This is a genomic window from Streptomyces sp. NPDC049597, assembly GCF_040675505.1.
In the GTDB taxonomy this organism is placed as follows: Bacteria; Actinomycetota; Actinomycetes; order Streptomycetales; family Streptomycetaceae; genus Streptomyces.
Map to the genome: position 1 here is coordinate 374,255 of NZ_JBFAOY010000001.1, position 25,674 is coordinate 399,928.

Below are 25,674 nucleotides of genomic sequence, written 5' to 3' on the forward strand. Positions count from 1 at the left end.
ATGGCATTGCGGTGGGGGGTTGTTGAGTGGCTTCGGCTCCGGTCGATGGATGCCGGCAGCGGGACGACAAGGAGCGGACCTGTTGGTCCATACCATCCGGTGGCGACGCCGCCTCTTTTGGAGGGGCTCGCCCGAGAATTCGAACGGTTGATCAGAATGGCGTTTGTTCGGACATGAGCGGGCTCACCCTTGCACAACTCCCCGGCCAGGAACAAGAGTTCTGGATCGACCCGCGATTAGGGGACGGCAGTCAAGCCATCTCCGGGCCGGACGACAGCGCTTTCTGGAACGCGAGTAAGTACAACAATGACGAGCCATTGCCGCGCGACTCCTTGACGCCTACCCGAAATCGGTCCGCATCCACAACCGTTACCGCGCGAAACATGGCCACTTGCGGAACGTCCGCGGACACGAACGGTTCCCTCCTGCCGCAAAAGCGGTCCGGGACTAGTCTGCACTCCTGACAAACCGTCATGAAAGGATCACGCTGTGGCCTCTCGTCTCAACCCGTACATCAGCTTCTCCGGTGAAGCGAAGCAAGCCATGGAGTTCTACAAGGGCGTCTTTGGCGGCAACCTGTCGGTGCACACGTACGGCGACTTCGGCTCCGAGGCGCCCCCCGGATACAGCGACAAGATCATGCACAGCATGCTGGAGACCGCGAACGGCTTCACGCTGATGTGCGCGGACAACCCGCCGGGCATGGAGTACAAGCCGGGCAACAACTACGCCGTGAGCCTGAGCGGGGAGGACGCCGACGAGCTGCGCGGCTACTGGGAGAAGCTGTCCGACGGCGGCAACGTGCAGGTCCCGCTGGAGAAGCAGATGTGGGGCGACGTCTTCGGCATGTGTACGGACAAGTTCGGCGTCGCATGGATGGTCAACATCAGCGGGCAGGGCTGACCCTCCCCGGGCCGCTCCGGGCGCCTTCGTCCTGCCGGGCGACACATCCCGGCCGCCGCGCACGGTGCGCCCGCCTCGCGAGGACGGTGGCAGCCGCAGCCACGGCGGGCCCCGGGACCCGGACGGGCCCGGTCCGCCACAGCGGGCGGGCGGCGCCACCGGCCGGGAAATGGCCGAGGACTTCGTCACCTCGCGGAGCGCCGAGATCCCCCGGACGAACGACTCCCCGAAGGCGGACCGCGGCCCGTCCGGAGGACGCGCGAAAAACCCCCGGCGCGTCGCACCCGTGGTGCGGCGTTCCGGGGGCATCCTCGGTCCGTACAGCTGAAAACGTTTCTTCGCGCGTGGCGCTCGGTGGGGCGGGTGGGACTCGAACCCACGGCCGACGGATTATGAGTCCGCTGCTCTAACCGGCTGAGCTACCGCCCCTCACGGCGCGTCGCGCACATTTGTGCGCGCCGTCTGCCGCAGCATAGCCGGTCATACGATCTCCTGCCTCGCACGGTCGGCAACGCTCGACCATGAGGACTTCGCTGCGTGCCCCTCGGTTCCGGATGTCGCGCAGAACACAGGGAAGAGCCCCGGAACGCGAAAAAGGACCCTCGTCGGGGCCCTCTTCCGATCCTGCTCCCCCGGCTGGACTCGAACCAGCAACCCTCCGGTTAACAGCCGAATGCTCTGCCAATTGAGCTACAGGGGATCGCGCTCCCCCGACTGGACTCGAACCAGTAACCTGCCGGTTAACAGCCGGCTGCTCTGCCAATTGAGCTACAGGGGATTGCTGCGTGTGCACCGAACGCACCTACCGGGGTGCTCCCGGAGGGCGTGCGCTCGCTGCGACACATACATTAGCGCAAGCAGGGGGGTGCTCCGCCAATCGGTTCGGGACCGGGTGATCACGGGCCTCGGCGGGTAGGCGGGCAGCACCGACGCAACGGAAGGTGACACCCATGCGGTACAAGCTCACGTTCGTCGTGGGACTGGCGATCGGCTACGTGATCGGCACACGGGCCGGCCGCGAGCGCTACGAGCAGCTCAAGAGGTCCGCGCGGCAGTTCTCCCAGAACCCTGCGGTGCGCAACGCCGCCGAGTCGGCCGCCCACAACGGACGCGAGGCGGCGGGCAAGGCGTTCCACGCCGTGAGCGACAAGGTCGGCGACCGGGTGCCCGAGTCGGTCGCGGAGCGGGTCCGCGCGCTGCGGGAGAGGGGCTCGGGCACCGAGGACGAATGGGGAACGAGCAACACCTGACACGCGCTGCCGCCGGTGAACCGGCGGCAGCGCCCGTTTTCCGGCGCCGCCGGCGGCGGATGTGACGAGACGGCTTCCGCCGTACGGCAGAATTCCGGACATGGGGATAGTCGCCGGATTGGACAGCTCGTCCGCGTTCACACGCATCGTCGTCTGCGACGCGGACACAGGCGCGGTGCTGCGCCAGGGATACGCGCCGCATCCCGTCGAGCCCAAGGCCACCGAGATCGATCCACAGGCGTGGCTGCTCTCGCTCGGCGACGCGGCCGGAGGCGGTCTGCTGGAGGGCGTGGAGGCCATCGGCGTCTCCGCCCAGCAGCACGGCCTGATCACACTCGACGCGCAGGGCGGCCTGGTGCGGCCCGCGCTGCTCGGCAACGACAAGCGGGCACAGGTCGCGGCGGCCGATCTGATCGACGCGCTCGGCGGGCGCCAGGCGTGGGCGGAGGCCGTCGGATCGGTTCCGCAGGCCGCCCAGCCCGTGGCCAAGCTGCGCTGGCTGGCCCGCAGCGAGGCGGAGGCCGCGCAGCGGGTGGCGGCCGTGATGCAGCCGCACGACTGGCTGGTGTGGCAGCTGCTCGGCCGCCCCGCCCGCCGGACCACCGACCGCGGCGGCGCCTCCGGCACCGGCTACTGGTCGGCCGGCACCGGCTCGTACCGTCCCGACCTGGTCGAGCTCGCGCTCGGGCACCCGTGTGCGCTGCCCGAGGTGCTGGGCCCCGCCGACGCCGCCGGGACGACGCCGGAGGGGCTGCTGATCTCTGCGGGCACCGGGGAGACCATGGCGGCCGCGTTCGGGCTCGGCGTGGGCATCGGCGACGCGGTGGTGTCGCTGGGGGCCTCCGGTTCCGTGATGGCGGTGCACCACGAGGCGCTGGCCGACCCGACGGGAATGATCACCTCCTTCGCCGACGCGACCGGGATGCACCTGCCGGTCGTGCACACCCTCAATGCCGTACGGGCGCTGCGCGGCACCGCGGAGCTGCTGGGCGCGGCCGACCTGGCCGAGCTGTCGGCGCTCGCCCTGAAGTCGACGCCCGGCTCGTCCGGCCTGGTGCTGCTGCCGTACCTGGAGGGCGAACGCACCCCCCAACTTCCGCACACCGCCGGCACCTTGAGCGGGCTGCGGCGTGAGTCGATGAAGCCCGAGCACCTGGCGCGGGCCTCGTTCGAGGGCATGCTCTGCTCACTGGCCGACGCGCTGGACGTGCTGCGCGGGCGCGGGGTCGACGTGCGCCGCGTGTTCCTGCTCGGGGCGGCCGCGGAACTGCCCGCTGTCCAGGCCGTCGCCCCCTCCGTCTTCGGGACGCAGGTCGTCGTGCCGCAGCCGGCGGACTACGCGGCCCTGGGCGCGGCCCGGCAGGCGGCGTGGGCGCTGGGCGCCGCGCGGGGGACGCTGTCCCCGCAGGCGCCGCCGGCCTGGCAGGGCGCCGCCGCGCAGGTCTTCGAGCCGGGCGAGGACGCCGCGGTGGGCAAAGCGGTGCGGCAGCAGTACGGGGCGACGCGGGACCAGATCCACCCGGGGGCGTTCGGCCCCACGGTATGACGATCTGCTTTTGACTCGGGCTTGGGGAAAACCCTTGGGGGTTCGGCGGCCGGGTGCCGGAAGATGAGGTGACCTCCGATCTTGCCGAGCCCGAGAGACCGCGCGTGCTGATAAGACTGCTGCGGACCCATCTGAGTCCGTACAAGAAACCGATCGCCCTGCTGGTGGTGCTGCAACTGCTGCAGACCAGCGCCACCCTCTATCTGCCGACCCTCAACGCCGACGTGATCGACAACGGTGTCGTCACCGGGGACACCGGTCACATCCTGACCGTCGGCGCGCTGATGATCGGCATCAGCGTGGTCCAGGTGCTGTGCAACATCGGGGCCGTGTTCTACGGCGCCCGGACCGCCGCCGCCCTCGGACGGGACGTGCGGGCCGACGTCTTCGCCCGGGTGCAGAGCTTCTCCGCCCGCGAGGTCGGCCACTTCGGAGCGCCGTCCCTGATCACGCGGACGACGAACGACGTCCAGCAGGTCCAGATGCTGGTGCTGATGGCGTTCACGCTGATGGTGTCGGCGCCGATCATGTGCGTCGGCGGCATCGTGATGGCCCTCGGGCAGGACGTGCCGCTGTCGGTCGTGCTGCTGGCGGTCGTGCCGGTGCTCGGCATCGCCGTGTCGCTGATCGTCAAGACGATGCGGCCGCTGTTCCGCACCATGCAGGAGCGGCTCGACACGGTGAACCGCGTGCTGCGCGAGCAGATCACCGGCAACCGCGTGATCCGCGCCTTCGTCCGTGACGCGTATGAGAAGGAGCGCTTCCGAGGGGCGAACGACGAGCTGACGGACGTGTCGATGTCCACCGGCCGCCTGATGGCGCTGATGTTCCCCACCGTGATGACCGTGGTGAACGTGTCGTCCATCGTGGTCGTCTGGTTCGGCGCGCACCGCATCGACAGCGGGGCCATCCAGATCGGCGCCCTGACCGCCTTCCTCGCGTATCTGATGCAGATCGTGATGGCCGTGATGATGGCCACCTTCATGTTCATGATGGTGCCGCGCGCGGAGGTGTGCGCCGAGCGCATCCAGGAGGTGCTGGACACCGACTCCAGCGTCGTCCCGCCGAGCGCGCCCGTGCGCGAGCTGCGCGCCCGCGGTCATCTGGAGGTGCGCGGCGTGGACTTCTGCTACCCCGGCGCGGAGGAGCCGGTGCTGCGCGGCATCGATCTGGTGGCGCGGCCCGGCGAGACCACCGCGATCATCGGGTCGACCGGCAGCGGCAAGTCGACGCTGCTGGGGCTGGTGCCGCGGCTGTTCGACGCGACGGGCGGCGAGGTGCTCGTCGACGGCGTGGACGTGCGGCAGCTGGACGAGGAGCTGATGGCCCGCACGGTCGGGCTCGTGCCGCAGAAGCCGTACCTCTTCTCCGGCACCGTGGCGACCAACCTGCGCTACGGAAATCCGGACGCGACCGACGAGGAGCTGTGGCAGGCGCTGGAGGTGGCGCAGGCGGCCGACTTCGTGCGCGGACTCGAGGGCGGTCTGAACGCGGCCGTCGCCCAGGGCGGGACCAACGTCTCCGGCGGCCAGCGCCAGCGGCTCGCGATCGCGCGGACCCTGGTGCAGCGTCCGGAGATCTACCTCTTCGACGACTCCTTCTCCGCGCTGGACTACGCGACGGACGCGGCGCTGCGGGCCGCGCTGGCGCGCGAGACCGCCGAGGCGACGGTCGTGATCGTCGCCCAGCGGGTGTCGACGATCCGGGACGCGGACCGGATCGTGGTGCTGGACGAGGGGCGGGTCGTGGGGACGGGGAGCCACCACGAGCTGATGCAGGGCAATGAGACGTACCGAGAGATCGTGCTCTCGCAGCTGACGGAGGCGGAGGCCGCATGAGCGGGGGACCTGCTGCACGGATGATGGCGGGCCAGAGTCCCGGCGAGCGGTCGATGGACTTCAAGGGCTCGGGCAAGCGGCTGCTGCGACAGCTGGCGCCCGAGCGGGCCGCGCTGTGGTGGATGCTGGCGGCCGGTGTGCTGAGCGTCGCGTGTAACGTGATCGGGCCCTGGATCCTCGGCAGGGCGACCGACCTCGTCTTCGCCGGCGTCGTGGGCCGGGAGATGCCCGAGGGCACGACCAAGGAGCAGGCGGTCGAGGGACTGCGGGCGAAGGGCGACGACGGACTCGCCGACATGCTCTCCGCAGTGGACTTCACCCCGGGCGAGGGCATCGACTTCACCGCCGTGGGCAACGTGCTGCTGGTGGCCCTCGCCGTGTACGTGGCGGCGGGCCTGCTGATGCTCGTGTCGACGCGGCTGTCGATCAAGGTGATCAACCGCACCGTCTACCGGATGCGCGAGGACGTGCAGGCGAAGCTGTCGCGGCTGCCCCTGTCGTACTTCGACAAGGCCAAGCGCGGCGAGGTGCTCAGTCGCGCCACCAACGACGTCGACAACATCTCGCAGACCCTCCAGCAGTCGATGGGCCAGCTGATCAACTCGCTGCTCACGATCGTCGGCGTGCTGGCGATGATGTTCTGGATCTCGCCGCTGCTGGCACTGGTCGCGCTCGTCACCGTGCCGGTGTCGGTGTTCGTGGCGACGCGGGTCGGCAAGCGGTCCCAGCCGCACTTCGTCGCCCAGTGGAAGTCGACGGGCGCGCTGAACGCGCACGTCGAGGAGATGTACAGCGGACACGCGCTGGTGAAGGTCTTCGGCCGCCAGAAGGAGTCGGCACAGGGCTTCGACGAGCACAACGAGGCGCTGTACGAGGCCGGGTTCAGGGCCCAGTTCAACAGCGGGATGATGCAGCCGCTGATGCTCTTCGTCTCCAATCTGAACTACGTGCTGGTCGCCGTCGTCGGCGGGCTGCGGGTCGCGTCCGGCTCCCTGTCCATCGGTGACGTGCAGGCGTTCATCCAGTACTCGCGCCAGTTCTCGATGCCGCTGACGCAGGTCGCCTCCATGGCGAACCTGGTGCAGTCGGGTGTCGCGTCCGCCGAGCGGATCTTCGAGCTGCTGGACGCGCAGGAGCAGGAGCCGGACGCTCCGTCCGTCGAGCGGCCCGAGCGGACCGAGGGCCGGGTGTCGCTGGAGAAGGTGGCGTTCCGCTACGAGCCGGAGAAGCCGCTGATCGAGGACCTCTCGCTCGCCGTCGAACCCGGGCACACGGTCGCGATCGTCGGCCCGACGGGCGCGGGCAAGACGACGCTGGTCAATCTGCTGATGCGGTTCTACGAGGTGACCGGCGGGCGGATCTCTCTTGACGGGGTCGACATCGCCAAGATGTCCCGTGAGGACCTGCGCTCGGGCATTGGGATGGTGCTTCAGGACACGTGGCTGTTCGGCGGCACGATCGCGGAGAACATCGCGTACGGCGCCTCGCGGAAGGTGTCCCGCGAGGAGATCGAGGAGGCGGCGCGCGCGGCGCACGCGGACCGGTTCATCCGCACGCTGCCCGACGGCTACGACACGGTGATCGACGACGAGGGCTCGGGCGTCAGCGCCGGCGAGAAGCAGCTGATCACCATCGCGCGGGCGTTCCTGTCCGACCCGGTGATCCTGGTGCTGGACGAGGCGACGAGTTCGGTCGACACGCGTACGGAGGTGCTGATCCAGAAGGCCATGGCCCGCCTGGCCCACGGCCGCACGAGTTTCGTGATCGCCCACCGGCTCTCCACGATCCGGGACGCGGACGTGATCCTGGTGATGGAGCACGGATCGATCGTCGAGCAGGGGACGCACGAGCAGCTGCTGGCCGCCGACGGGGCGTACGCGCGGCTGTACGCGGCGCAGTTCGCGCAGGCGGTGGTCGAGGTGGAGTAGCCCGCCACGGTGCCCCGTCCCGGGACGGAGGCCTGGCCCCGCGCGCCCCGGCCGGCGGCGGCGCGGCCCGGCCGGGACGGGGGCCGCACCCGGCCCGGGCCGCGGCGGTCTCGGTCCCGGCCGGGTGCGGCCACGCGGCGTGCGGGTCAGTCGAGGTAGCCGCGGAGCTGGTCAGCGAACGCGTGGTCGCGGAGTTTGGTCAGGGTCTTGGACTCGATCTGGCGGATTCGTTCACGCGTCACGCCGAAGAGGCGGCCGATCTCCTCCAGCGTGCGGGGGCGGCCGTCGACCAGCCCGTAGCGGAGCTGGACCACCTTGCGTTCGCGCTCGCCGAGCGTGGTCAGCACCGCCTCCAGGTGCTCGCGCAGGAGCAGGAAGGCCGCCGATTCGACCGGGGACGCGGCGTCGCCGTCCTCGATGAGGTCGCCGAGAGCGACGTCGTCCTCCTCCCCCACCGGGGCGTGCAGCGACACCGGTTCCTGCGCGAGGCGCAGCACCTCGCCGACCCGCTCGGGCGGCAGGTCGAGCTGGGCGGCGACCTCCTCGGGCGTCGGCTCGTAGCCCCGCTCCTGGAGCATCCGGCGCTGGACGCGGACCACGCGGTTGATCAGCTCCACCACATGGACCGGTACCCGGATCGTGCGGGCCTGGTCGGCGAGCGCGCGGGACATGGCCTGGCGGATCCACCACGTCGCGTACGTCGAGAACTTGTAACCGCGCGCGTAGTCGAACTTCTCGACGGCCCGGATCAGACCGAGGTTTCCCTCCTGGACGAGGTCGAGCATGGTGAGGCCGCGGCCCACGTAGCGCTTGGCGACGGAGACGACCAGGCGCAGGTTGGCCTCGATCAGACGGCGCTTGGCGACCCGGCCCATGACCACCAGCCGGTCGAGGTCGACCGCGAGCCGGGAGTCCGGGTCGGGTGTGTTCGCCAGCTTCTCCTCGGCGAAGAGGCCCGCCTCGACGCGCCGCGCCAGCTCGACCTCCTCGGCCGCGGTGAGCAGCGGGATGCGGCCGATCTCGCGCAGGTACTGGCGGAACAGGTCGGAGGACGGCCCCGATCCCTCGACGGCGCGGGCCACGGGCCGGGGCGGATCGGGCAGTTCGAGTGCGTCGGCGGCCTCGTCATCGGCCGCTCTCGCGTCCACGGGGTCCGGCACCGCCTCCGGGTGCCGCGCCGGCCGGCCCAGTGCGGCCACCTGCTCGACGGTGGCCGTGGCGACGGCCACGGCGGCGTCGGTCTCGGTCAGGGTCTGGGTCTGCACGGGGGCGACCTCCAGGGTGATCGCTGCCGGTCGGGGGCGTTCGGCAACTCCGAGGGCTCAGGCACCGCCCCCAGTGTGGGGTACGACACATCCCTGCCACGAGGGGCGTGCGGTGACTTTTTGCGACCGGTGCGTGACCGGTCGGTTACTCGGATGCCTTGGCGTGCGCGGTCTGGGAGTATCTGGCGGTGCACAAGAGCTGTGAGTACGAGACCCATGTGACCGTGCGCTGCGGCGCCGGCGGGGAGGAGAGGCTGGACGCCTGGGCGCACGCGGCCGGGCTGAAGGTGACGCACATCGAGCTGGCGCGGGGCCGGATGGTCTCCCAGCCGATGCTGACCCTGAAGGGCGGCGACGGGTTCGCGGCCCAACGGGCCGCCGCCGAGCGGCTGGTGGACGGGCTGCGGTCGGCCGGCTTCGACCCGGTGCGCGTGAAGATCGAGACCACGCCCTGGTCACCGGAGGTGGCGGCGGCCGAGAACGGGTACTTCGAGCACCATGTGAAGCTGCTGCTGGACCGGGAGTTCGACCGCGAGGCGCTCACCGAACTGGCCGTGCGGCACGGGGCGCACCTGTCGTGGAACGCGCGGAGGGTGTCCGGCGGCGGACGGCACGAACGGTTCGTGACGCAGCGCTGCCACGGGGTGTCCGCGGCGGAAGCGGGCCGGGCATGCGACGCGCTGGTCGCGGAGTTGGGGAACCACGGCTACGAAATCCGGTCCGAGGAGCGGGAGTTCGTGCTGTACGACAGTGATCTGTCGGTCGACGACGGATGGATCGAGGAGGGGACGGCACAGTGACGCAGGCAGGCAGGCGGCCGATACCGGGCGGGCCGGAGGATCTGTCCGAGCCCAGGGCGGACATCGAGCGGCGCACCACGGAACTGCCGCGCACCCTGTCGGTGGGCATGGACCACGAGGGTGTGAAGCACCAGGTCTTCGACCCCGCGCTCAAGCACTTCAGCAGGGCGTTCCGGCCGCTGGACGCTGTGACCACCGATGCCGCGGCCTGGCGGTCGGCCCGGCGCACCGCGCTCGACGCGGTCCTCGACGCCGTCTCGCGGTCGGAGTGGGCCGATTCGCTGGTGCTGCGCGGCAGCATGCTGATGGCGGCCTGGTTCCCGGGGGAGGCACGGGAGCCGAAGGATCTCGACTTCGTGGTCGTGCCCGCCGACTGGAACATCGAGGAGGAGCGCACCGGCACCATGCTGGCCGGGATCGCGTCGGCCGCGCAGCGCGCGGCCGAGGAGCGGGGCGGTCCGCTGACGATCGACGCGAGCGGCGCCGAGTCCGAGTACATCTGGACGTACGACCGGGTGCCGGGCCGCCGGATGGTGCTGCCGTGGTCCGTTCCGGGACTGCCCGGCGGCCAGGTCCAGCTCGACTTCGTCTTCAACGAGCGGCTGCCGAGGGAGGCGGTCCGCGCCACGGTCGCGGGCGCCGAACTGCAGGCGGCGAGCCCGGAACTGTCCTTGGCGTGGAAGCTCCAGTGGCTGCTCACCGACGTCTACACGCAGGGCAAGGACCTGTACGACGCCGCCCTCCTCGCGGAGCGCCACCCGTTGTCGTACGAGCTGCTGGACGAGGTGTTCCGGCTGACCGGCGAGTGGCCGTACCCGTACCGCGAGACGGTCCTGTTCGAGGACGTCGAGGAGGCCGTCGGGTACGTCGAGTGGGACCACTTCGCCGCGGACTACCCGCAGTTCGCGGGTGACGAGCGTGTGTACGCGCAGCGGCTGCTGACGGCGATCGCCCCCACCTTCGCGCACGAGCGGTGACTTCTCGGGGCCGTCCGGGCGGGGAACGCCGCGTGCGAGCCGGCCGGGGACGACCGGTCCGGCCGACGGCCGCCGGGGTCAGTCCCCGCGCGGGCCCGGGAGTCCACCGAGGTGACGAGGGCGCAGTCGAAGCGGACCGGGTCGCCCTCCTCGTTGCTGCTCTCGTCCGAGACGTGCCGCCGCCTGCTCGCCGCATGCCCGTGTGCGGCCGTCGCCGAGATCGTCGCCGCATCCGAGGCGGGCGGCACGGGTCGGGTACGCGTGGAGCGGACCGCTCGCCGCCTTCGCGGCCGCCCCGGTGACGGCCTTCGCGTCCCGCGCCGAACCGTGCCGAGCCGTGCGCTACAGCGCCGCCGCGCCCTGGTTGCGCAGGGACTGGGCGTACTGCTGGAGCACCCACAGTTCGTTGGCCACGGCCCCGTACCGCTCGGGGTCGGCGTTGCTTCCCAGGCGGGCCATCGTGCCCTGGATGTCGCGGATGCGGCGGTCCACCGCGCGCAGCCTGACCTGGACGAGCTGTTCGCCCGCGTACGCCTCGTCGACGATCCTGCCGTGGACCGCCTCCACCGCCAGCTCGGTGACGAGGGCGCGCACCGTGTCGTTCGGCGCGGCGTCGCGGACGCGGGCCAGGTAGCCGGAGGTGTCCCCGGCGCCCTGCTCGGCGCCGCCCGCGTCCTCGATGGTCTGGCGGACGGCCGCGTACGGCGGGGCGGTGAACTCGTCGACGCCGTAGGCGTCGAAGGCCGGCGAGACCAGGGCCGGGTACTGGAGCGCGAGCTTGAGCAGTTCGCGCTCGGTGCGGTGGGCGGGGCTGCGCAGGTTGAGCGCGGGCCCGGACGTGTGCTGGGGCGCCGGCGCCGCCTGGACCTGCTGCTGCGCGCGCGAGGGGCCGGGCCTGTCCGGGCCGCCGCGCCCGCCCCGCTCACGGGCCCAACGGGCCAGCTGCGCCACCCGCTTGACCACGAACTGCGTGTCGAGGATCCCGAGCATGCCGGCGAGCTGAACGGCCGACTCGTGCTGGATCGCGATGTTCTTGATGCCGGCGACGACGGGGGCGGCCTCGTCGAGGGCGGCGGCGCGCCCGGCGGGGGTCTCCAGATTGTGCCGGGCCACCATCTGCCGGATCGCGAACTCGAAGAGCGGAGTGCGGGATTCGACGAGCTTCTGCACCGACGCGTCGCCCTCGGCCAGCCGCAGTTCGCACGGGTCCATACCGCCGGGGGTGATCGCGATGGACGTCTCGGCGGCGAACTTCTGGTCGTCCTCGAAGGCCCGCAGCGCGGCCTTCTGGCCGGCCGCGTCACCGTCGAAGGTGAAGATCACCTCCGCGGTGGCGTTGTCCATCAGCAGCCGGCGCAGGATCTTGATGTGGTCGCCGCCGAACGCCGTGCCGCAGGTCGCGATCGCGGTGGTGACGCCCGCGAGGTGGCAGGCCATCACGTCCGTGTAGCCCTCGACGACGACGGCCCGGCTGGTGCGGGCGATCTCCTTCTTGGCGAGGTCGATGCCGTACAGGACGTGCGACTTCTTGTAGATCGCGGTCTCGGGGGTGTTCAGGTACTTCGGGCCGTTGTCGTCGTCGCGCAGCTTGCGCGCGCCGAAGCCGACGACCTCGCCCGTGATGTCGCGGATGGGCCACATCAGCCGGCCGCGGAAGCGGTCGATGGGCCCGCGCCGGCCGTCCTGGGAGAGGCCGGAGAAGACGAGCTCCTTGTCGCTGAAGCCCTTGCCGCGCAGGTAGCGGGTGAGGTGGTCCCAGCCGGCCGGGCTGTAGCCGACGCCGAAGTGCTGGGCGGCCGCCTGGTCGAAGCCGCGCTCGGCGAGGAACTTCCGGCCGATCTCGGCCTCGGGGCCGTCCAGCTGCTCCACGTAGAACTCGGCGGCGATCTTGTGCGCCTCGACGAGGCGGATCCGCTCGCCGCGCTGGTGGGTGGGGTTGTACCCGCCCTCCTCGTAGCGCAGGGTGATGCCCGCCTGGGCGGCGAGGCGCTCGACCGTCTCCGAGAAGGAGAGGTGGTCGATCTTCATCACGAAGGCGATGGTGTCGCCGCCCTCCTGGCAGCCGAAGCAGTGGAACAGGCCCTTGCTCGGGCTGACCTGGAAGGAGGGTGACTTCTCGTCGTGGAAGGGGCACAGTCCCTTGAGGTTGCCGCCGCCCGCGTTGCGCAGCTGGAGGTACTCGGACACGACGGCGTCGATCGGGACCGCGTCCCGCACCGCCTTCACGTCGTCATCGTTGATCCTGCCTGCCACGCGTGAATTCTACGGTGGCGCGGGGACAGCCCCCTCAGCCGCCGAGCTCCGTGAGCGGCACGCTCGGGTCGCCCAGCGCCTGGGCGTCGACGCGCGCCTTGGAGCGGATGAGCTGCTGGACGGCCTCGGTGACGTCCCACACATTGACGTTCATCCCCGCCAGCACCCGGCCCCCGCTCAGCCAGAACGCGATGAACTCGCGCTTGCCGACGTCGCCGCGCAGCACGACCTGGTCGTACGAGCCGGGGGGCGCCCAGCCGCTGTACTCCATGCCCAGGTCGTACTGGTCGGAGAAGAAGTACGGGACGCGGTCGTAGGTGACGGCCTGGCCGAGCATGGCGCGGGCGGCGGCCGGGCCGCCGTTCAGCGCGTTCGCCCAGTGCTCGACGCGCAGGCGGGAGCCGATCAGCGGGTGCTGGGCCGCCGCGACGTCACCGGCCGCGTAGATGTCGGGGTCCGAGGTGCGCAGGCTCGCGTCGACGGCGATGCCGCCGCCGTGCGCCCGGTCCGCGAGCGCGAGGCCCGCGCCCTCGGCCAGCGCGGTGCGCGGGGCGGCGCCGATCGCGGCGAGGACCTCGTGGGCGGGGTGCTCCTCTCCGTCGTCCGTGCGCGCGGCGAGCACCATGCCGTCCTGGCCGGTGATCTCGGTGAGGCGGGCGCCGAAGTGGAAGCGGACGCCGTGCTCGCGGTGGAGCTCGGCGAAGACCTGGCCGAGCTCGGGCCCGATGACCTGGTGGAGGGGCGTGGCCTCCGGTTCGACGACGGTCACCTCGGCGCCGTATCCGCGGGCCGCGGCGGCGACCTCCAGGCCGATCCAGCCGGCGCCCGCGATGACGAGGTGGCCGTTGTCCCGCCCGAGCGCGGCGAGGACGCCGCGCAGCCGGTCGGCGTGGGCGAGGCGGCGAAGGTGGTGGACACCGGCGAGGCCGGTGCCGGGGACGTCGAGACGGCGCGGCTCGGCGCCGGTGGCGAGCAGCAGCTTGTCGTAGTGGACGACGGCCCCGTCGCCGAGGCGGACGGACTTGGCCGCGCGGTCGATGGACACGGCCGGCTGGCCGAGGTGGAGCTCGACGTCCGCCTGCGCGTACCAGCCCGGTTCGTGGACGAAGACGCTGTCGCGTTCCTCCTTGCCCGTGAGGAAGCCCTTGGACAGCGGCGGACGTTCGTACGGGTGGTCGCGTTCGTCGCCGATGAGGATCACTCGCCCGGTGAACCCCTCCGCGCGGAGGGTCTCTGCGGCCTTGGCCCCGGCCAGTCCACCACCGACGATGACGAAGGTCCGATGTGCGTCGACCACGTGATGCCTCCTAGAGTCCCTGCACTGTTTGTCTCTGCGCCGCTCGGCCTTCAGCGAGCGTCCCGCACCGAGCGTGGCGGCGGAAGAGGGAGTGCCCCTCTGGTGTGTCAAACCGGACGAATCGACAAACGATCACCGTACCCGGGGGACCGGGGTGCGGGGAGTCAGCGGCGCAGGAGCAGCCGGGCGTGCAGGGTGCGGGCGGAGGCGTCGGTGAGCGAGGCGATCTGGTCGACGATCACGCGCTTGCGGGCCCGGTCGTCGGGCGCGGCCTCGAAAAGCGCCCGGAACTGCGGCTCCAGTCCCTCCGGCGCCCGCACGGTGAGCGCGTCGGCCAACTCGGCCAGAACGATGCGCTGGTCGGCGCGGAGCGCCTCCTGCTCGGCGCGCTGCATCACATAGCGGTCGGCGACGGCCTTGAGGACGGCGCACTCGTGACGCGTGGCGCGCGGGACGACGAGCTCCGCCCCGTACCGGGTGAGCCCGCCGCTGCCGAACGCACGGCGGGTGGCGCCCTCGGCGGCCAGCGCGAACCTGCCGATGAGCTGGCTCGTCGCGTCCTTGAGCCGTGCCTGGGCGACGGCCGAGCCGTCGTAGTGGTGCGGCCACCACGGCGCGTCGATCAGCCGGTCGAGCGCCTCGGACAACTCCTCGGGGGCGGTGTCCTTCGGCACGTAACGGCCCACGGCGACGGCCCAGATCCCCTCGCGTTCGGCCGGGGACAGCAGGCAGTTGGGGTCGATGTGCCCGGCGTGCAGACCGTCCTCGAAGTCGTGCACCGAGTACGCCACGTCGTCGGACCAGTCCATGACCTGCGCCTCGAAGCACTTGCGGTTCGCGGGCGCGCCGCGGCGCACCCAGGCGAAGACCGGCAGGTCGTCCTCGTACACCCCGAACTTCCCCGAGGACGGGTCGGTGGGGTGCGCGCCGCGCGGCCAGGGGTACTTGGTGGCGGCGTCCAGTGCGGCCCGGGTGAGGTTGAGCCCCACGCTGACGGGCTCGTCGTGGCCGGCCACGGGGACGAACCGCTTGGGCTCGATACGGGTGAGCAGCCGCAGCGACTGGGCGTTGCCCTCGAAGCCGCCGCAGTCCTCGGCGAACTCGTTGAGCGCCTGCTCGCCGTTGTGGCCGAACGGGGGGTGGCCCAGGTCGTGGGCGAGGCAGGCCGCCTCGACGAGATCCGGGTCGCAGCCGAGCGCCGCGCCGAGTTCGCGCCCGATCTGGGCGCACTCCAGCGAGTGCGTCAGCCGGGTGCGGGGGCTGGCGTCCCAGGCGTGGCTGCGGGTGCCGGGGGTGACGACCTGCGTCTTGCCGGCGAGGCGGCGCAGCGCCGACGAGTGCAGGACGCGGGCCCGGTCGCGCTGGAAGGCCGTACGGCCGGGCCGCTTGTCGGGCTCGGGCGCGAAGCGCTCGGCGTCCGCGGTGCCGTAGCCGTCGGGTGCGGAGGGATCCGAGGCGTACGCCTCGGGGGTCCTGGTCCGCGCGCCGGCGTCCCGTGGGTCGCGGGCGGGCGCGTGCGGTGCGGGTGCTTGGGGGTCGGGCGGCCAGGTGATGCCGTCGGTGCCGGTGGTGCCAGTGCCATCCATGCACCGAAGGTAACCGGCTGGGCCGACGGTGGGGACCAGGAAGGCGGCAGGCGGCCCCGGCGGCTGCTCAGGCGGCCGACAGCTCCTGCTCGCGCAGGGCGTACGCCGGCGTCCGCGCCTCGTCGTAACGGTGGAGCAGCAGGCGGGCGAGCGCCGGGTGCGTGCCGAGCGGGTCGGCGGCGATCCAGGGCGCGGCCGCGGCGCTGCGGGTCGCGAAGAGTCCCGGCGCGGCGAAGTAGGACGCGACGGCGATCCGGTGCCGGCCGCGGGCGGTGAGCGCGCGGACGGCGGCGGGGACGGTGGGCGCGAGCGCGGAGGCGTACGCGGCGACGACGGGTACGCCGCCGAGGCGTTCGCCGAGCAGCTCCGCCATGCGGCGGGTGTCCTCGGCGGACTCGGGGTCACGCGACCCGGCGGATGCAAGGACGACGCCGGTGCTGCGGTTGCTGCCGTCCGCGTCGCTCCAGCCGGCCTCGGCCAGCCGGGAGCACAGGGCCTCGACCAGCAGGGGGTGCGGGCCGAGGGGGCGGGCGATGCGGATGTGCGCGCCGCCGCCGGGCGCGGCCGCGGCGGCCTGCGGCAGGTCGTGCTTCACGTGGTAGCCGCGGCTGAGGAGCAGCGGCACCAGCACGGCGGGCGCGCCCCCGAGCCCGGCGAGGGTGTCGGTGAGCAGCGGCTCGTTCAACTCGATGTGCCCGAGCCGGACGTCGAGACCGGGCCGGAGCTCACGGACCCGCTCCAGGAGAGCGGAGACCGTGCGCAGGGCCCTCGGGTCGCGACTGCCGTGGGCTACGGCGACGAGGGCCGGCCGGCGGTGGGTCTGGTGGGCGTGGGGCGGGCGTTGGTGGGCCTGGGGCATGCGCTGCGGGTTCCGTTCAGTCGGACGTGACTCAGCTGGGTGCCGAGCTGAGCGGTGATGCGCGTCAGCAGCTGAGCGGTGGTGTCGAACTGCGCGGCGCTGTCGTGGGGCATCGCGGGCTGGAGGGGCGGGGACTCACGAAGGTGTTCCGGCTCCGTCATGGACCGATGGTGGCGGTCGGAGGTTGCCACTGTGTTGCGCGGGGGTGACGGGTGTTTTCGCCGGGCTCACGGCGAGGGATACGGGCGGTGCGCGAGGGTGCCCGGCAGGTGGGACGGGCGGGCACCGCGCGGGGCCCCGGAACCGGGGCTTCGCCCCAGACCCCGTGGCTCGAAACCGGCGGCCCCGGGCGCCTGCCGCACCTCGCGCGGGTGCGCGGGTGACTCCCCTGCGCCGGCTCGGCGGACGCGACCCACGTCACGGGCACCGGCCCCCTGGGGGCGGGCTTTGCCCCAGACCCCGTGGCTCGAAACCGGCAGCCCCGGCCGCCTGCCGCACCTCATGCGGGTGCGCGGGAGACTCCGCTGCACCGGCTCGGCGGACGCGACCCACGTCACGGGCACCGGCCCAGCGCCCCACAGGCAGGTCACCGAGGCTCCGCCCCGGCCCCGTCCCGGAACCGGGCTTCGCCCCAGACCCCGTGGCTCGAAACCGGCAGCCCCGGCCGCCTGCCGCACCTCGCGCGGGTGCGCGGGAGACTCCCCTGCCACGGCTCAGCGGACGCGACCCACGTCACGGGCACCGGCCCAACGCCCCGCCCCGGCCCTCTGGGGGCGGGGCGGGGATGCGACCCCCGGGCCCCGCGTCGGCGGGTCCCGGTCCGCCTGCGCACCCGTCCGGCCCTTGTGGCGCTTCGGGGGCGAAGCCCCGGCGCCGAGCACCGCCCGCAGGGGCCGGACGCAGCCCGGCAGAGGCGCCTCAGGTGGGGGGCGTGGCGAGCCAGACCCGCAGCGGGCCCGCCGGCTCGCAGCCCGACCGCAGTGCCGCCGCCAGGTCGTCCCCGTGTTCGTAGCCGACCACGGGGACGTCCGGACAGCGTGAGGTCACCGCCGCCAGGCAGCCCGCCCAGGCCGCGTCCAGATCACCGTCGAGGGTGAAGAGGTTGGAGATCCCCGCCGCTCCCGGGCTCGTGCTCAGCACCGCCCCCGCGCTCACCCGGCCGTCCCCGTCGCATGCCGCCAGGAAGGTCGTCGCCGGATCCGACAGCAGTTCCGTGCGGAACACGCCGGCGAGGCCCTGGCCGCCGTCCCACGCCGTCGCCCACTCGGCCAGTTCCGCGGCCGTCGCCACCGGGGACCACCGTGTGTCCCGGGGCGCCGCGGGCGCGGGCAGGCCCGCCGGGCGGTACAGCCACCGGGCCTCGAAGAGCACCTGGAACCCCGCCGCCGTCAGGTCCAGGCACGCGAAGCTGTCCTTGACCGAGGCGCCCGCGGTCGAGGTGTCGATACCGGCCAGGACGTCGGCGGCGGACGCGTCGGGGGTCAGCGTCACCGCGTCCGGATACAGCGGCGGCGTCCGGCGGGCGTTCGTCCAGGCGTGCGCGGCGAAGGCGCCCGGCCTGCCGTGTGCGCGACACACGGCCTCGCACCACGCGGCGTTGTTGCGGGCCGCTCGCAGCGCCCTGTCGTTGGTCACGGCAGTGATCATGCCAACAGGAAGGTCAGGGAACGAACCTTTTCCGCGGGCACCGCGTCTGACCTCCCGTGAGGGGTATCCGGAAGTTCTCGCGCCGCGGGCAGCGGCGAACCGTCCAGGCCGTCATGCTCGGCTGCGTACTCGCGCTCGCGCCCGCCATGTGGATGCACGCCGTCGCGGACAGCCGGGTCCGCGCCGCCGCGGACGTGCCCGCGCAGGACGTCGCCGTCGTCTTCGGGGCCGGACTGTGGAACGGCCGGCCCACTCCGTACCTCGCCCACCGCCTCGACGCCGCCGCCGAGCTCTACCGGGCGGGCAAGGTCAAGGTCGTCCTGGTCACCGGTGACAACAGCCGGGTCGAGTACGACGAGCCCGACGCGATGCGCGCGTATCTGACGGAGCGCGGCGTGCCGGACGGGCGGATCGTCAGCGACTACGCCGGTTTCGACACCTGGGACTCCTGCGTCCGGGCGAAGGAGATCTTCGGCGTCGAGCGCGCGGTGCTGGTGACGCAGGGCTTCCACATCCGTCGGGCCGTCGCCCTGTGCCGCTCCGCCGGGGTCGAGTCGTACGGGGTCGGCGTCGCCGAGCCGCACGACGCGACCTGGTACTACGGAGGGGTCCGGGAGGTGTTCGCGGCGGGCAAGGGGTCGCTCGACGCCCTGCTGCGGCCCGACCCGAGGTTCCTCGGCGCGAAGGAGCCGGGCGTGAGGGAGGCCCTCGAGTCGGCCCACGGCGGTCAGCAGCGCCCTCTCGGGGACTGAGGCGTGATCCCGCCGCCCCTGCGCGGGCGAGCGGCAGGGGCGCTGGGCGGGATGTCCTCCCCCGTACGGTCACCCGGCGGCCGGCTTCCTAGCTCCGGCGGCCCAGCATCGCCAGCAGCCGGGACTGGGCGCTGTCGCCCGGCGGCGGCTCGACCGGCGGCGCGAACAGACCCGATGCGGCCAGCTCGTCCGCGTACGGGGTGACCTCCTCCAGCGCGAAGGCCACGAGCGCGTCGGGCAGCCGCTCGGGCGCGCCGATCGCCCGGGACAGGTCCCAGGCGTGCACCACCGCGTCCGCGGTCATCTGCGCGCAGTAGGCGACGGCCGGTGTCTCGCCGTACGAGAGCTGCACTGTCCGCTCCAGTGCGCCGTCCGCCGCGAACGCCTTGCGGGCCGCGCGCGCGGCCGCGTCCCACGCGGCGCGCGGGCGCTCGCCGAGCACGTCGCCGTCGTGGGCGTCGCCCACGTCCGCGACGGTCGCCCCGTCCGTGACCAGGTCGGGAACCCACAGCTGCTCGGCCGTGAGGTGGTTGACCAGGTCGCGTACGGTCCACTCGGTGCACGGCGTCGGATCGTCCCACTGGTCCGTCCGCACCGCGTGCACCCGGTCGGTGAAGAGGGCGAGCGCCTCGGAGTGCCGGGCGAGGAGGTCTGCCGTGTCGTCGTTCGTCATGCGGCACACTGTCGCGCGCCGGACGCGCGGATGCGAGCGTGCCACGACACCGCGTGTCAACGGGTTCTTCCCGGCGCGTCGGGCCCCGGGCCTCACCCAGGACGGCGGCGCGCGCGGAGGGCGGCGTACCCCGGTTGTAATGTGCCGCGCCCGCCGACGTAACACGGATGTTCCACGCTGGGCGTCATGCGCGACGAGACCATCCCGACCCACTGTCCCTACTGCGCCCTGCAGTGCGGCATGAATCTGCGCGGCGGCAAGGCGGCCGATGCGGTCGTCGAGGTGGTGGAACGCCCCGATTTCCCCGTGAACCGGGGGGCGCTGTGCGGCAAGGGCCGCACCTCCCCCGCCCTGCTCTCCTCCCGGGTGCGCCTGACCGAGCCGCTCGTTCGATCCCATGCCACAGGCCGGCTCGAGCCGGCCACCTGGGAGGAGGCTCTGCGTACGATCGCCGACGGGCTGCGCCGCACGAGGGACACGCACGGCGCGGACGCGGTGGGCGTCTTCGGCGGTGGCGGGCTCACCAACGAGAAGGCGTACACGCTCGGGAAGTTCGCCCGGGTCGTGCTCGGCACCTCGCAGATCGACTACAACGGCCGATTCTGCATGTCGTCGGCGGCCGCCGCGCACAACAAGGCGTTCGGCCTGGACCGGGGCCTGCCGTTCCCGCTGGAGGACATCCCGAGGACCGGGTGCGTGATCCTCGTCGGGTCCAACCTCGCCGAGACCATGCCGCCCGCGCTGCGGTACCTGACGGAGCTGAAGGAGAACGGCGGCACGCTGATCGTCGTCGACCCGCGGCGCACGCGGACCGCCGAGCAGGCCGACCTCCATCTGGCGCCCCGCCCCGGCACCGACCTGGCGCTGGCCCTCGGACTGCTGCACCTGGTCGTCGCCGAGGGGCGGACCGACGAGCGGTTCATCGAGGAGCGGACGAGCGGCTGGGCGGACGCCCGCGCCGCGGCGATGGCGCACTGGCCGGAGCTGGTCGAGCGGCTCACCGGCGTCGGCGTGCCCCAGTTGCGCGAGGCGGTACGGATGTTCTGCGACGCGCCCACGGGCATGGTGCTCACCGCCCGCGGACCCGAGCAGCAGTCCAAGGGCACGGACACCGTCAGCGCCTGGATCAACCTGTGCCTGGCCACCGGCCGGGCCGGCCGCCCGCTGTCCGGCTACGGCTGCCTGACGGGACAGGGCAACGGGCAGGGCGGCCGGGAGCACGGCCAGAAGGCCGACCAGCTGCCGGGCTACCGCAAGCTGGACGACCCGGCCGCGCGGGCCCATGTCGCCGAGGTGTGGGGCGTGGCGCCCGAGACGCTGCCCGGCCCGGGACGCAGTGCCTACGAGCTGCTGGACGCGCTCGGCACGGACGTGAAGTCGCTGCTGCTGATGGGCTCGAACCCGGTGGTGTCGGCGCCGCGCGCCGCGCACATCGAGGAACGGCTGAGGTCGCTGGACTTCCTGGCCGTGGCGGACGTGGTGCTGTCGGAGACCGCCGCGCTCGCGGACGTGGTGTTGCCGGTGACGCAGTGGGCGGAGGAGACCGGCACCACGACGAACCTGGAGGGCAGGGTGCTGCTGCGGCGCCGCGCGGTCGACGCGCCGCCCGGCGTGCGCAGCGATCTCGAGGTGCTCGGCGCCCTCGCCGGGCTGCTGGGGCACGAGAAGGGCTTCTCGTCGGACCCGGAGGAGGTCTTCGACGAGCTGCGCCGGGCCTCGGCGGGCGGGCCCGCGGACTACTCGGGGATCAGCTACCGCAGGATCGCCGAGGAGGACGGGGTGTTCTGGCCGTGCCCCGCGCCCGCGTCGCAGGACGAGGGAGAGGTCCACCCGGGGACGCCGCGGCTGTTCCTCGACCGGTTCGCCACCGACGACGGGCGGGCACGGTTCGTGCCCGTGGCGCACCGGCCCGCCGCCGAGGAGCCGGACGCCGAGTACCCGGTGCTGCTGACCACCGGCCGGGTCGTCGCCCAGTACCAGTCCGGAGCGCAGACGCGCCGCGTCGAAGAGCTGAACACGGCGGCGCCGGGCCCGTTCGTGGAGCTGCATCCGCAGCTGGCCGAGCGCATCGGCGCCGTGGACGGCGACCCGGTGGCCGTGGTCTCGCGGCGCGGGCGGGCGGTGGGACCGGCCCGGATCACCAACGGGATCAGGCCGGACACGGTGTTCATGCCGTTCCACTGGCCCGGTGAGGGCCGGGTGAACACGGTGACCAACCCGGCGCTCGACCCGACGTCGCGGATGCCGGAGTTCAAGGTCTGCGCGGTCCGCGTGGAACCGGCCGCCTGACCGGCGACCCGTGCGCGGGGTCCGAACGGCCGCCTTGACCGGCGACCCGTGCGCGGGGTCCGAACGGCCGCCTTGACCGGCGACCCGTGCGCGCGGTCCGACCGATCGCCTGACCCGCCACCCGTGCGCGCGGTCCGAACGGCCGGCCTGACCTGCCGCCCGTGCGCGCGGGCCGCGCGGGGCCGGCGGCCCGACAGGCCACCGGCCCCGGTTTCACACCCCCGCCGCTCCCGTACGCACGCACCAGTCGCCGCCCGCGATGCGCCGTCCGCCTGCCGCGAGTTCGCGGGCCACGCCCGCGGCGGCGACGTAGACCCAGGCGCGTGTCGCGGTGCCGTCCGCGAGGATCGCCTCGCGGGCCACCCGCTCGTACATGTTGCGCGGGTGGCCGGGGGCGACGAAGTCCTCCAGCCGGTCGAGCGTCCTCAGCAGCCGGGCGTACTCCCCGGGAACGGCGGTCACGCACGCGCCCGCGACCGCGCCGCCCTCCCGCGCGTCCTCCACCAGGTACGGGTAGCCCGGCCCGTCGTACAGCAGCGCGCCCGGCAGTGTCGCGGGCTCCTCGGCACAGGTGCGGCCGGCGAGGAACAGGCCGTGGTTGTGCTCGCCGGGCCGCAGGGTGCCGTAGACCAAGAAGGGCAGCTGCTCGGTCACGGCGTCTTCGTCTCCGCCCGTACCCATGCCGCGTACGCGGCGCCCGCGCGCGCCACGGGGAGGGCGATGATCTCCGGGGTGTCGTAGTCGTGCACGGCGGTCAGGTGTGCTTCCAGGGCGTCGTAGCAGGCCGGGGTGGTCTTGAAGAGGATCTGCCACTCCTCGGCGCGCTCGATGGCGTTCTGCCAGCGGTACACGGAGGTCACCGGTGCCAGGACCTGCGCACACGCGGCGAGCCTGGCCTCCACCGCGCCCTGCGCGAGTTCGTGCGCCTTCTCGGCGCTGTCGGTGGTGGTCAGCACGACGAGCAGCGGAGGCGCGGCGGGCTGTTGCTCCACGGCGGGGGCTCCTTCGGTAGGCGGCTGGGGCACGGGGGACGGGGCCCGTGCCCGCCACGGTACGCACCTCCCGGCCCCTCGCGCCGCCCCGCCCGCGCCTCAGGCCGCGTAGGGGTGCGCGGCCTTGGCGGACCGCAGGGCGGCGCCCCACCAGGCGAGCTGGTCGAGCATCGTCTTGGCGGCGGCGTCGGGTCCGGCGGGGTCGCGGTGGTTGCCCTCGTCGTCGAAGTGGGCGCCGGCGTTGTGGAAGGAGACCGTGTCGCGGACGGTGACGGCGTGGAGCTCGGCGAAGACCTGCCGCAGCTGCTCGACGGCGCGCAGCCCGCCGGACATGCCGCCGTAGGAGACGAAGCCGACCGGCTTGGCCTGCCATTCGCCGAAGTGCCAGTCGATGAGGGACTTGAGGGAGGCGGGGAAGGAGTGGTTGTACTCGGGGGTGAGGACGACGAAGGCGTCGGCGTCGGCCAGCCGGGGCGTGACCTTGGCGAGTTCGGCGGTGACGGCCGGCGACGGCTTGTAGGACAGGGACGTGGGCAGGTCCGTCTCGGCGATGTCGACGAGGTCGACGGTGAAGTCCTCGCGACGGGCGGCGCGGGAGAGGAACCAGTCGGCGACGACGGGCCCGAAGCGTCCCTCGCGGTTGCTGGCGACGATGACGGCCAGCTTCAGCGGGGTCCGGTCGGCAGGGGTGACGGTCGTCTTCTCATGCGTGTTGAGGTCCATGGGAAGGAGCGTGGTACCTCAAGCTTGGTTGAGGTCAAGCGCCCTGTGCGGTCACCCGTTCGGCACCTTGCGGAGCGCACGGCACCCGAATGCGACATCCCCAGCCGTGACCTGCGGCAACACCGCGAGTCCAGCAGGACACGCGGCTACGGACCGGTGATTCTGATGCGCCATCAGCAGGCATGCGGCCCGGCCCGCCCTTACCTCTGAACAGAGGACCACCGCACCGCCCGCCCCCGGAGGACCCCATGCGCAGGACCGCCCGCCTGATGACCGGCTCCGCGCTGGTCATCGCCTCGCTGGGTCTCGGCTCCACGACGTCCTTCGCCGGGGACCCCGGCTCCCTGGAGATCCACCCGCCGACGGCCGCACCGGGCGGCACGGTCACCGTCAGCACCGAGGCCTGCGGCAGGAACGGGCATGGCACCGGGGACGCGCGGGAGCTGGGCGCGGGCGAGTTCAAGGTGTCGCGGGGCACGCACAAGGAGCTCGCGGCGGGCCGGTTCACGGTGCCCGACGACACGCGCCCCGGTACGTACGGGATCCGCGTGCTGTGCAAGAACGGCAAGGAGGCCCACGGCGACGTCACCATCCGCCGTGACGGCCCGAGCGGCCATGTGAGGACCGGTGTCGGCGGCAGCGTCGGACCGGACACCACCCAGATCGCGGCGGGCACGGCGGTCATCGCCGCGGCCGCCGTCGGCGGGACCCTGCTCCTGCGCCGCCGGGCGAGCGGCGCGCAGGACAGCTGACGGGCCGGTTCCACCGGATCCCGCACCGCCCGAGCCCCCGCTCCCGTCAGGCCCCGAGCCGACGGGGGCGGGGTGCGAGCCGTTTCGGCTCCCACCACCTTCGGGAGGAGAGATGAGCGCACGGGCACGCGAGCCCGGGAGGAACCGGAAGAGGGGCCCCGAGGGCATAGGTGTCGTCCTGGCCGTGTGCGCGGGGCTGTGGCTGGTCCACAACGGCGCGCGGGACGTGACCCCGCCGATGCCGTCGGCCGCCGAGGCGTTCGCCGCGGGCGAGCACACCGAGGCGGCGGCCGACCCCCTGCCCGCCTCCGCGCCGCTGCGGCTGCGCATCCCCGAGATCGATGTGGACGCCCCGGTGACCGGCCTCGGCCTGGCACGCGACGGCAGTCTGGAGACCCCGCCGACCGCCGACCGCAATCTCGTCGGCTGGTACGAGGACGGCACCGCGCCGGGCACGAGGGGCACGGCGATCGTCGCGGGCCACGTGGACAACGCCGAGGGCCCGTCCGTCTTCTACGACCTCGGCGCGCTCAGGAAGGGGAGCCGGATCGAGATCACGCGCGAGGACGGCCGGACCGCGGTGTTCACCATCGACGCGATCGAGGTCTACGAGGTGGACGCGTTCCCCGACGAGAAGGTCTACGGCCCGAGCGACCGCGCCGAACTGCGGGTGATCACCTGCGGCGGCGGCTTCTCGGAAAAAACGGGCTACCGGGGCAACGTGGTGGCGTACGGGCACCTGATCGGCGTGCGGCAGGACGCGGCGGGTCACGGCGGAAAAAGCTAGCCATGGACATAGTAGCCATGTACGGTATTGGTCCGGCGGCGTGCCCCATGCCTCCGCCGTGGAACGTCGTCGAGCCCTCAAGGAGCAGCCATGTCCGCCGCACCCCTGCTGAACAGCCAGATCCTCGGCCAGGCCCACTACGCCGCCCGCGCCCTGCTGGAGCGCGAGCTGGCCCGGACCGGCAACACCTTCGTCCACTCCATCGCGCTCAACGCCCTGGCCGCGAAGGGTGGCACGGCCGCGCGCCGGGCGATCGCGGAGCGGATGGCCTTCACCGTGAAGATCGGCGAGGGCGAGGCGCTGAAGGCCCTGGCGGAGCTGGCCGGCTCCGGGCTGGTCGAAACGGCCGCCTCGGCGGAGGAGGATCGCATACAGCTCACCGAGGACGGCCGGGCCCTGCAGTCCCGGCTCGCCGCCTTCGCGGCCGAGGTCGCGCCCCGCGTCTACGGCGCCGTCCCCGAGGAGGACCTGGCCGTCGCCGCCCGCGTCCTGCTGCAGATCACCGAGCGCGCGAACGCCGTCTTCGCGGAGACCGCCGACCGCTCCTGAGCAGGGGA

General features: G+C 72.8%; 21 protein-coding genes, 3 tRNA genes and 1 pseudogene. 12 read left to right on the top strand and 13 right to left on the bottom strand.

What is annotated here, in order from left to right; translation table 11 throughout:
- The first annotated feature begins 489 nt into the window (after positions 1-489).
- The gene (locus tag AB0K02_RS01730; protein ID WP_365990341.1) at positions 490-903 is read left to right on the top strand and encodes a VOC family protein; all 414 of its coding nucleotides are present in this window, start codon (positions 490-492) and stop codon (positions 901-903) included.
- A gap of 355 nt (positions 904-1,258) precedes the next feature.
- On the opposite strand, the gene AB0K02_RS01735 is transcribed toward AB0K02_RS01730, so the two are convergent.
- From AB0K02_RS01735 to AB0K02_RS01745, 3 genes are all read right to left on the bottom strand, one after another.
- A tRNA-Ile gene (locus tag AB0K02_RS01735) sits at positions 1,259-1,332 on the bottom strand.
- Positions 1,333-1,530: 198 nt separating this feature from the next.
- Positions 1,531-1,603, bottom strand: a tRNA-Asn gene (locus tag AB0K02_RS01740).
- 5 nt (positions 1,604-1,608) lie between these two features.
- Positions 1,609-1,681, bottom strand: a tRNA-Asn gene (locus AB0K02_RS01745).
- A 172-nt stretch (positions 1,682-1,853) separates the two neighbouring features.
- Here AB0K02_RS01745 and AB0K02_RS01750 point away from each other — a divergent pair.
- The 4 genes from AB0K02_RS01750 (at position 1,854) to AB0K02_RS01765 (ending at position 7,465) form a co-directional block, all read left to right on the top strand.
- Positions 1,854-2,153: a YtxH domain-containing protein gene (locus tag AB0K02_RS01750; protein ID WP_365990342.1), complete on the top strand. Its 300-nt coding sequence runs from the start codon at positions 1,854-1,856 to the stop codon at positions 2,151-2,153.
- A gap of 100 nt (positions 2,154-2,253) precedes the next feature.
- Entirely contained in the window at positions 2,254-3,699 is a 1,446-nt protein-coding gene (locus AB0K02_RS01755) for an FGGY family carbohydrate kinase (RefSeq protein WP_365990343.1), read from the top strand.
- A gap of 104 nt (positions 3,700-3,803) precedes the next feature.
- Positions 3,804-5,537: an ABC transporter ATP-binding protein gene (locus AB0K02_RS01760; protein WP_365990725.1), complete on the top strand. Its 1,734-nt coding sequence runs from the start codon at positions 3,804-3,806 to the stop codon at positions 5,535-5,537.
- Positions 5,534-7,465, top strand: coding sequence for an ABC transporter ATP-binding protein (locus AB0K02_RS01765; protein ID WP_365990344.1), 1,932 nt, complete (start codon positions 5,534-5,536; stop codon positions 7,463-7,465). Before AB0K02_RS01760 ends, AB0K02_RS01765 begins: the two co-directional genes overlap by 4 nt.
- Before the next feature lie 146 nt (positions 7,466-7,611).
- Here the strand turns inward: AB0K02_RS01765 and AB0K02_RS01770 are convergent, their stop codons facing one another.
- The gene (locus AB0K02_RS01770) at positions 7,612-8,751 is read right to left on the bottom strand and encodes an RNA polymerase sigma factor (RefSeq protein ID WP_365990726.1); all 1,140 of its coding nucleotides are present in this window, start codon (positions 8,749-8,751) and stop codon (positions 7,612-7,614) included.
- 167 nt (positions 8,752-8,918) lie between these two features.
- Between AB0K02_RS01770 and AB0K02_RS01775 the strand changes: the two genes are divergently transcribed.
- Complete coding sequence (locus AB0K02_RS01775; RefSeq protein WP_365990345.1) at positions 8,919-9,530, top strand: hypothetical protein; 612 nt, start codon at positions 8,919-8,921, stop codon at positions 9,528-9,530.
- Positions 9,527-10,507, top strand: a complete 981-nt coding sequence (locus tag AB0K02_RS01780; protein WP_365990346.1) for a nucleotidyl transferase AbiEii/AbiGii toxin family protein — start codon at positions 9,527-9,529, stop codon at positions 10,505-10,507. The genes AB0K02_RS01775 and AB0K02_RS01780 overlap by 4 nt, the downstream gene beginning before the upstream one ends.
- A gap of 342 nt (positions 10,508-10,849) precedes the next feature.
- Here AB0K02_RS01780 and dnaG read toward each other — a convergent pair whose 3' ends face one another.
- The 5 genes and pseudogenes from dnaG to AB0K02_RS01805 form a co-directional block, all read right to left on the bottom strand.
- A complete protein-coding gene (dnaG, locus tag AB0K02_RS01785; protein WP_365990347.1) occupies positions 10,850-12,760 on the bottom strand; it encodes a DNA primase in 1,911 nt (636 codons plus the stop codon).
- 34 nt (positions 12,761-12,794) lie between these two features.
- A complete protein-coding gene (locus tag AB0K02_RS01790) occupies positions 12,795-14,057 on the bottom strand; it encodes an FAD-dependent oxidoreductase (protein WP_365990348.1) in 1,263 nt (420 codons plus the stop codon).
- A gap of 164 nt (positions 14,058-14,221) precedes the next feature.
- Positions 14,222-15,643, bottom strand: a complete 1,422-nt coding sequence (locus AB0K02_RS01795; protein ID WP_365990349.1) for a deoxyguanosinetriphosphate triphosphohydrolase — start codon at positions 15,641-15,643, stop codon at positions 14,222-14,224.
- 67 nt (positions 15,644-15,710) lie between these two features.
- Positions 15,711-16,663: pseudogene (locus AB0K02_RS01800) on the bottom strand (sirohydrochlorin chelatase).
- Positions 16,664-17,420: 757 nt separating this feature from the next.
- Entirely contained in the window at positions 17,421-18,137 is a 717-nt protein-coding gene (locus AB0K02_RS01805; RefSeq protein WP_365990350.1) for a hypothetical protein, read from the bottom strand.
- 125 nt (positions 18,138-18,262) lie between these two features.
- Between AB0K02_RS01805 and AB0K02_RS01810 the strand changes: the two genes are divergently transcribed.
- Positions 18,263-18,901 (top strand): ElyC/SanA/YdcF family protein, encoded by a 639-nt coding sequence (locus AB0K02_RS01810; RefSeq protein WP_365990727.1) that lies wholly within the window; start codon positions 18,263-18,265, stop codon positions 18,899-18,901.
- A gap of 88 nt (positions 18,902-18,989) precedes the next feature.
- Here AB0K02_RS01810 and AB0K02_RS01815 read toward each other — a convergent pair whose 3' ends face one another.
- Positions 18,990-19,574 (bottom strand): TIGR03086 family metal-binding protein, encoded by a 585-nt coding sequence (locus AB0K02_RS01815; RefSeq protein WP_365990351.1) that lies wholly within the window; start codon positions 19,572-19,574, stop codon positions 18,990-18,992.
- Between the two features lie 186 nt (positions 19,575-19,760).
- Here AB0K02_RS01815 and AB0K02_RS01820 point away from each other — a divergent pair, with 186 nt between their 5' ends.
- A complete protein-coding gene (locus tag AB0K02_RS01820) occupies positions 19,761-21,863 on the top strand; it encodes a molybdopterin oxidoreductase family protein (protein WP_365990352.1) in 2,103 nt (700 codons plus the stop codon).
- A gap of 213 nt (positions 21,864-22,076) precedes the next feature.
- Here AB0K02_RS01820 and AB0K02_RS01825 read toward each other — a convergent pair whose 3' ends face one another.
- The 3 genes from AB0K02_RS01825 to AB0K02_RS01835 all read right to left on the bottom strand — a co-directional run bounded on the left by AB0K02_RS01825 (position 22,077) and on the right by AB0K02_RS01835 (position 23,578).
- Positions 22,077-22,544, bottom strand: coding sequence for a gamma-glutamylcyclotransferase family protein (locus AB0K02_RS01825; protein ID WP_365990353.1), 468 nt, complete (start codon positions 22,542-22,544; stop codon positions 22,077-22,079).
- Positions 22,514-22,855, bottom strand: a complete 342-nt coding sequence (gene cutA / locus AB0K02_RS01830) for a divalent-cation tolerance protein CutA (protein WP_365990354.1) — start codon at positions 22,853-22,855, stop codon at positions 22,514-22,516. Before cutA ends, AB0K02_RS01825 begins: the two co-directional genes overlap by 31 nt.
- A 99-nt stretch (positions 22,856-22,954) precedes the next feature.
- On the bottom strand, positions 22,955-23,578 hold the full coding sequence (locus tag AB0K02_RS01835; protein ID WP_365990355.1) for an NAD(P)H-dependent oxidoreductase: 624 nt from the start codon (positions 23,576-23,578) through the stop codon (positions 22,955-22,957).
- Positions 23,579-23,826: 248 nt separating this feature from the next.
- Here AB0K02_RS01835 and AB0K02_RS01840 point away from each other — a divergent pair, with 248 nt between their 5' ends.
- The 3 genes from AB0K02_RS01840 to AB0K02_RS01850 all read left to right on the top strand — a co-directional run bounded on the left by AB0K02_RS01840 (position 23,827) and on the right by AB0K02_RS01850 (position 25,666).
- The gene (locus AB0K02_RS01840) at positions 23,827-24,330 is read left to right on the top strand and encodes a hypothetical protein (protein WP_365990356.1); all 504 of its coding nucleotides are present in this window, start codon (positions 23,827-23,829) and stop codon (positions 24,328-24,330) included.
- A 112-nt stretch (positions 24,331-24,442) separates the two neighbouring features.
- The gene (locus AB0K02_RS01845) at positions 24,443-25,117 is read left to right on the top strand and encodes a class F sortase (protein WP_365990357.1); all 675 of its coding nucleotides are present in this window, start codon (positions 24,443-24,445) and stop codon (positions 25,115-25,117) included.
- 90 nt (positions 25,118-25,207) lie between these two features.
- On the top strand, positions 25,208-25,666 hold the full coding sequence (locus AB0K02_RS01850; protein ID WP_365990358.1) for a hypothetical protein: 459 nt from the start codon (positions 25,208-25,210) through the stop codon (positions 25,664-25,666).
- The last annotated feature ends 8 nt before the right edge of the window (positions 25,667-25,674 follow it).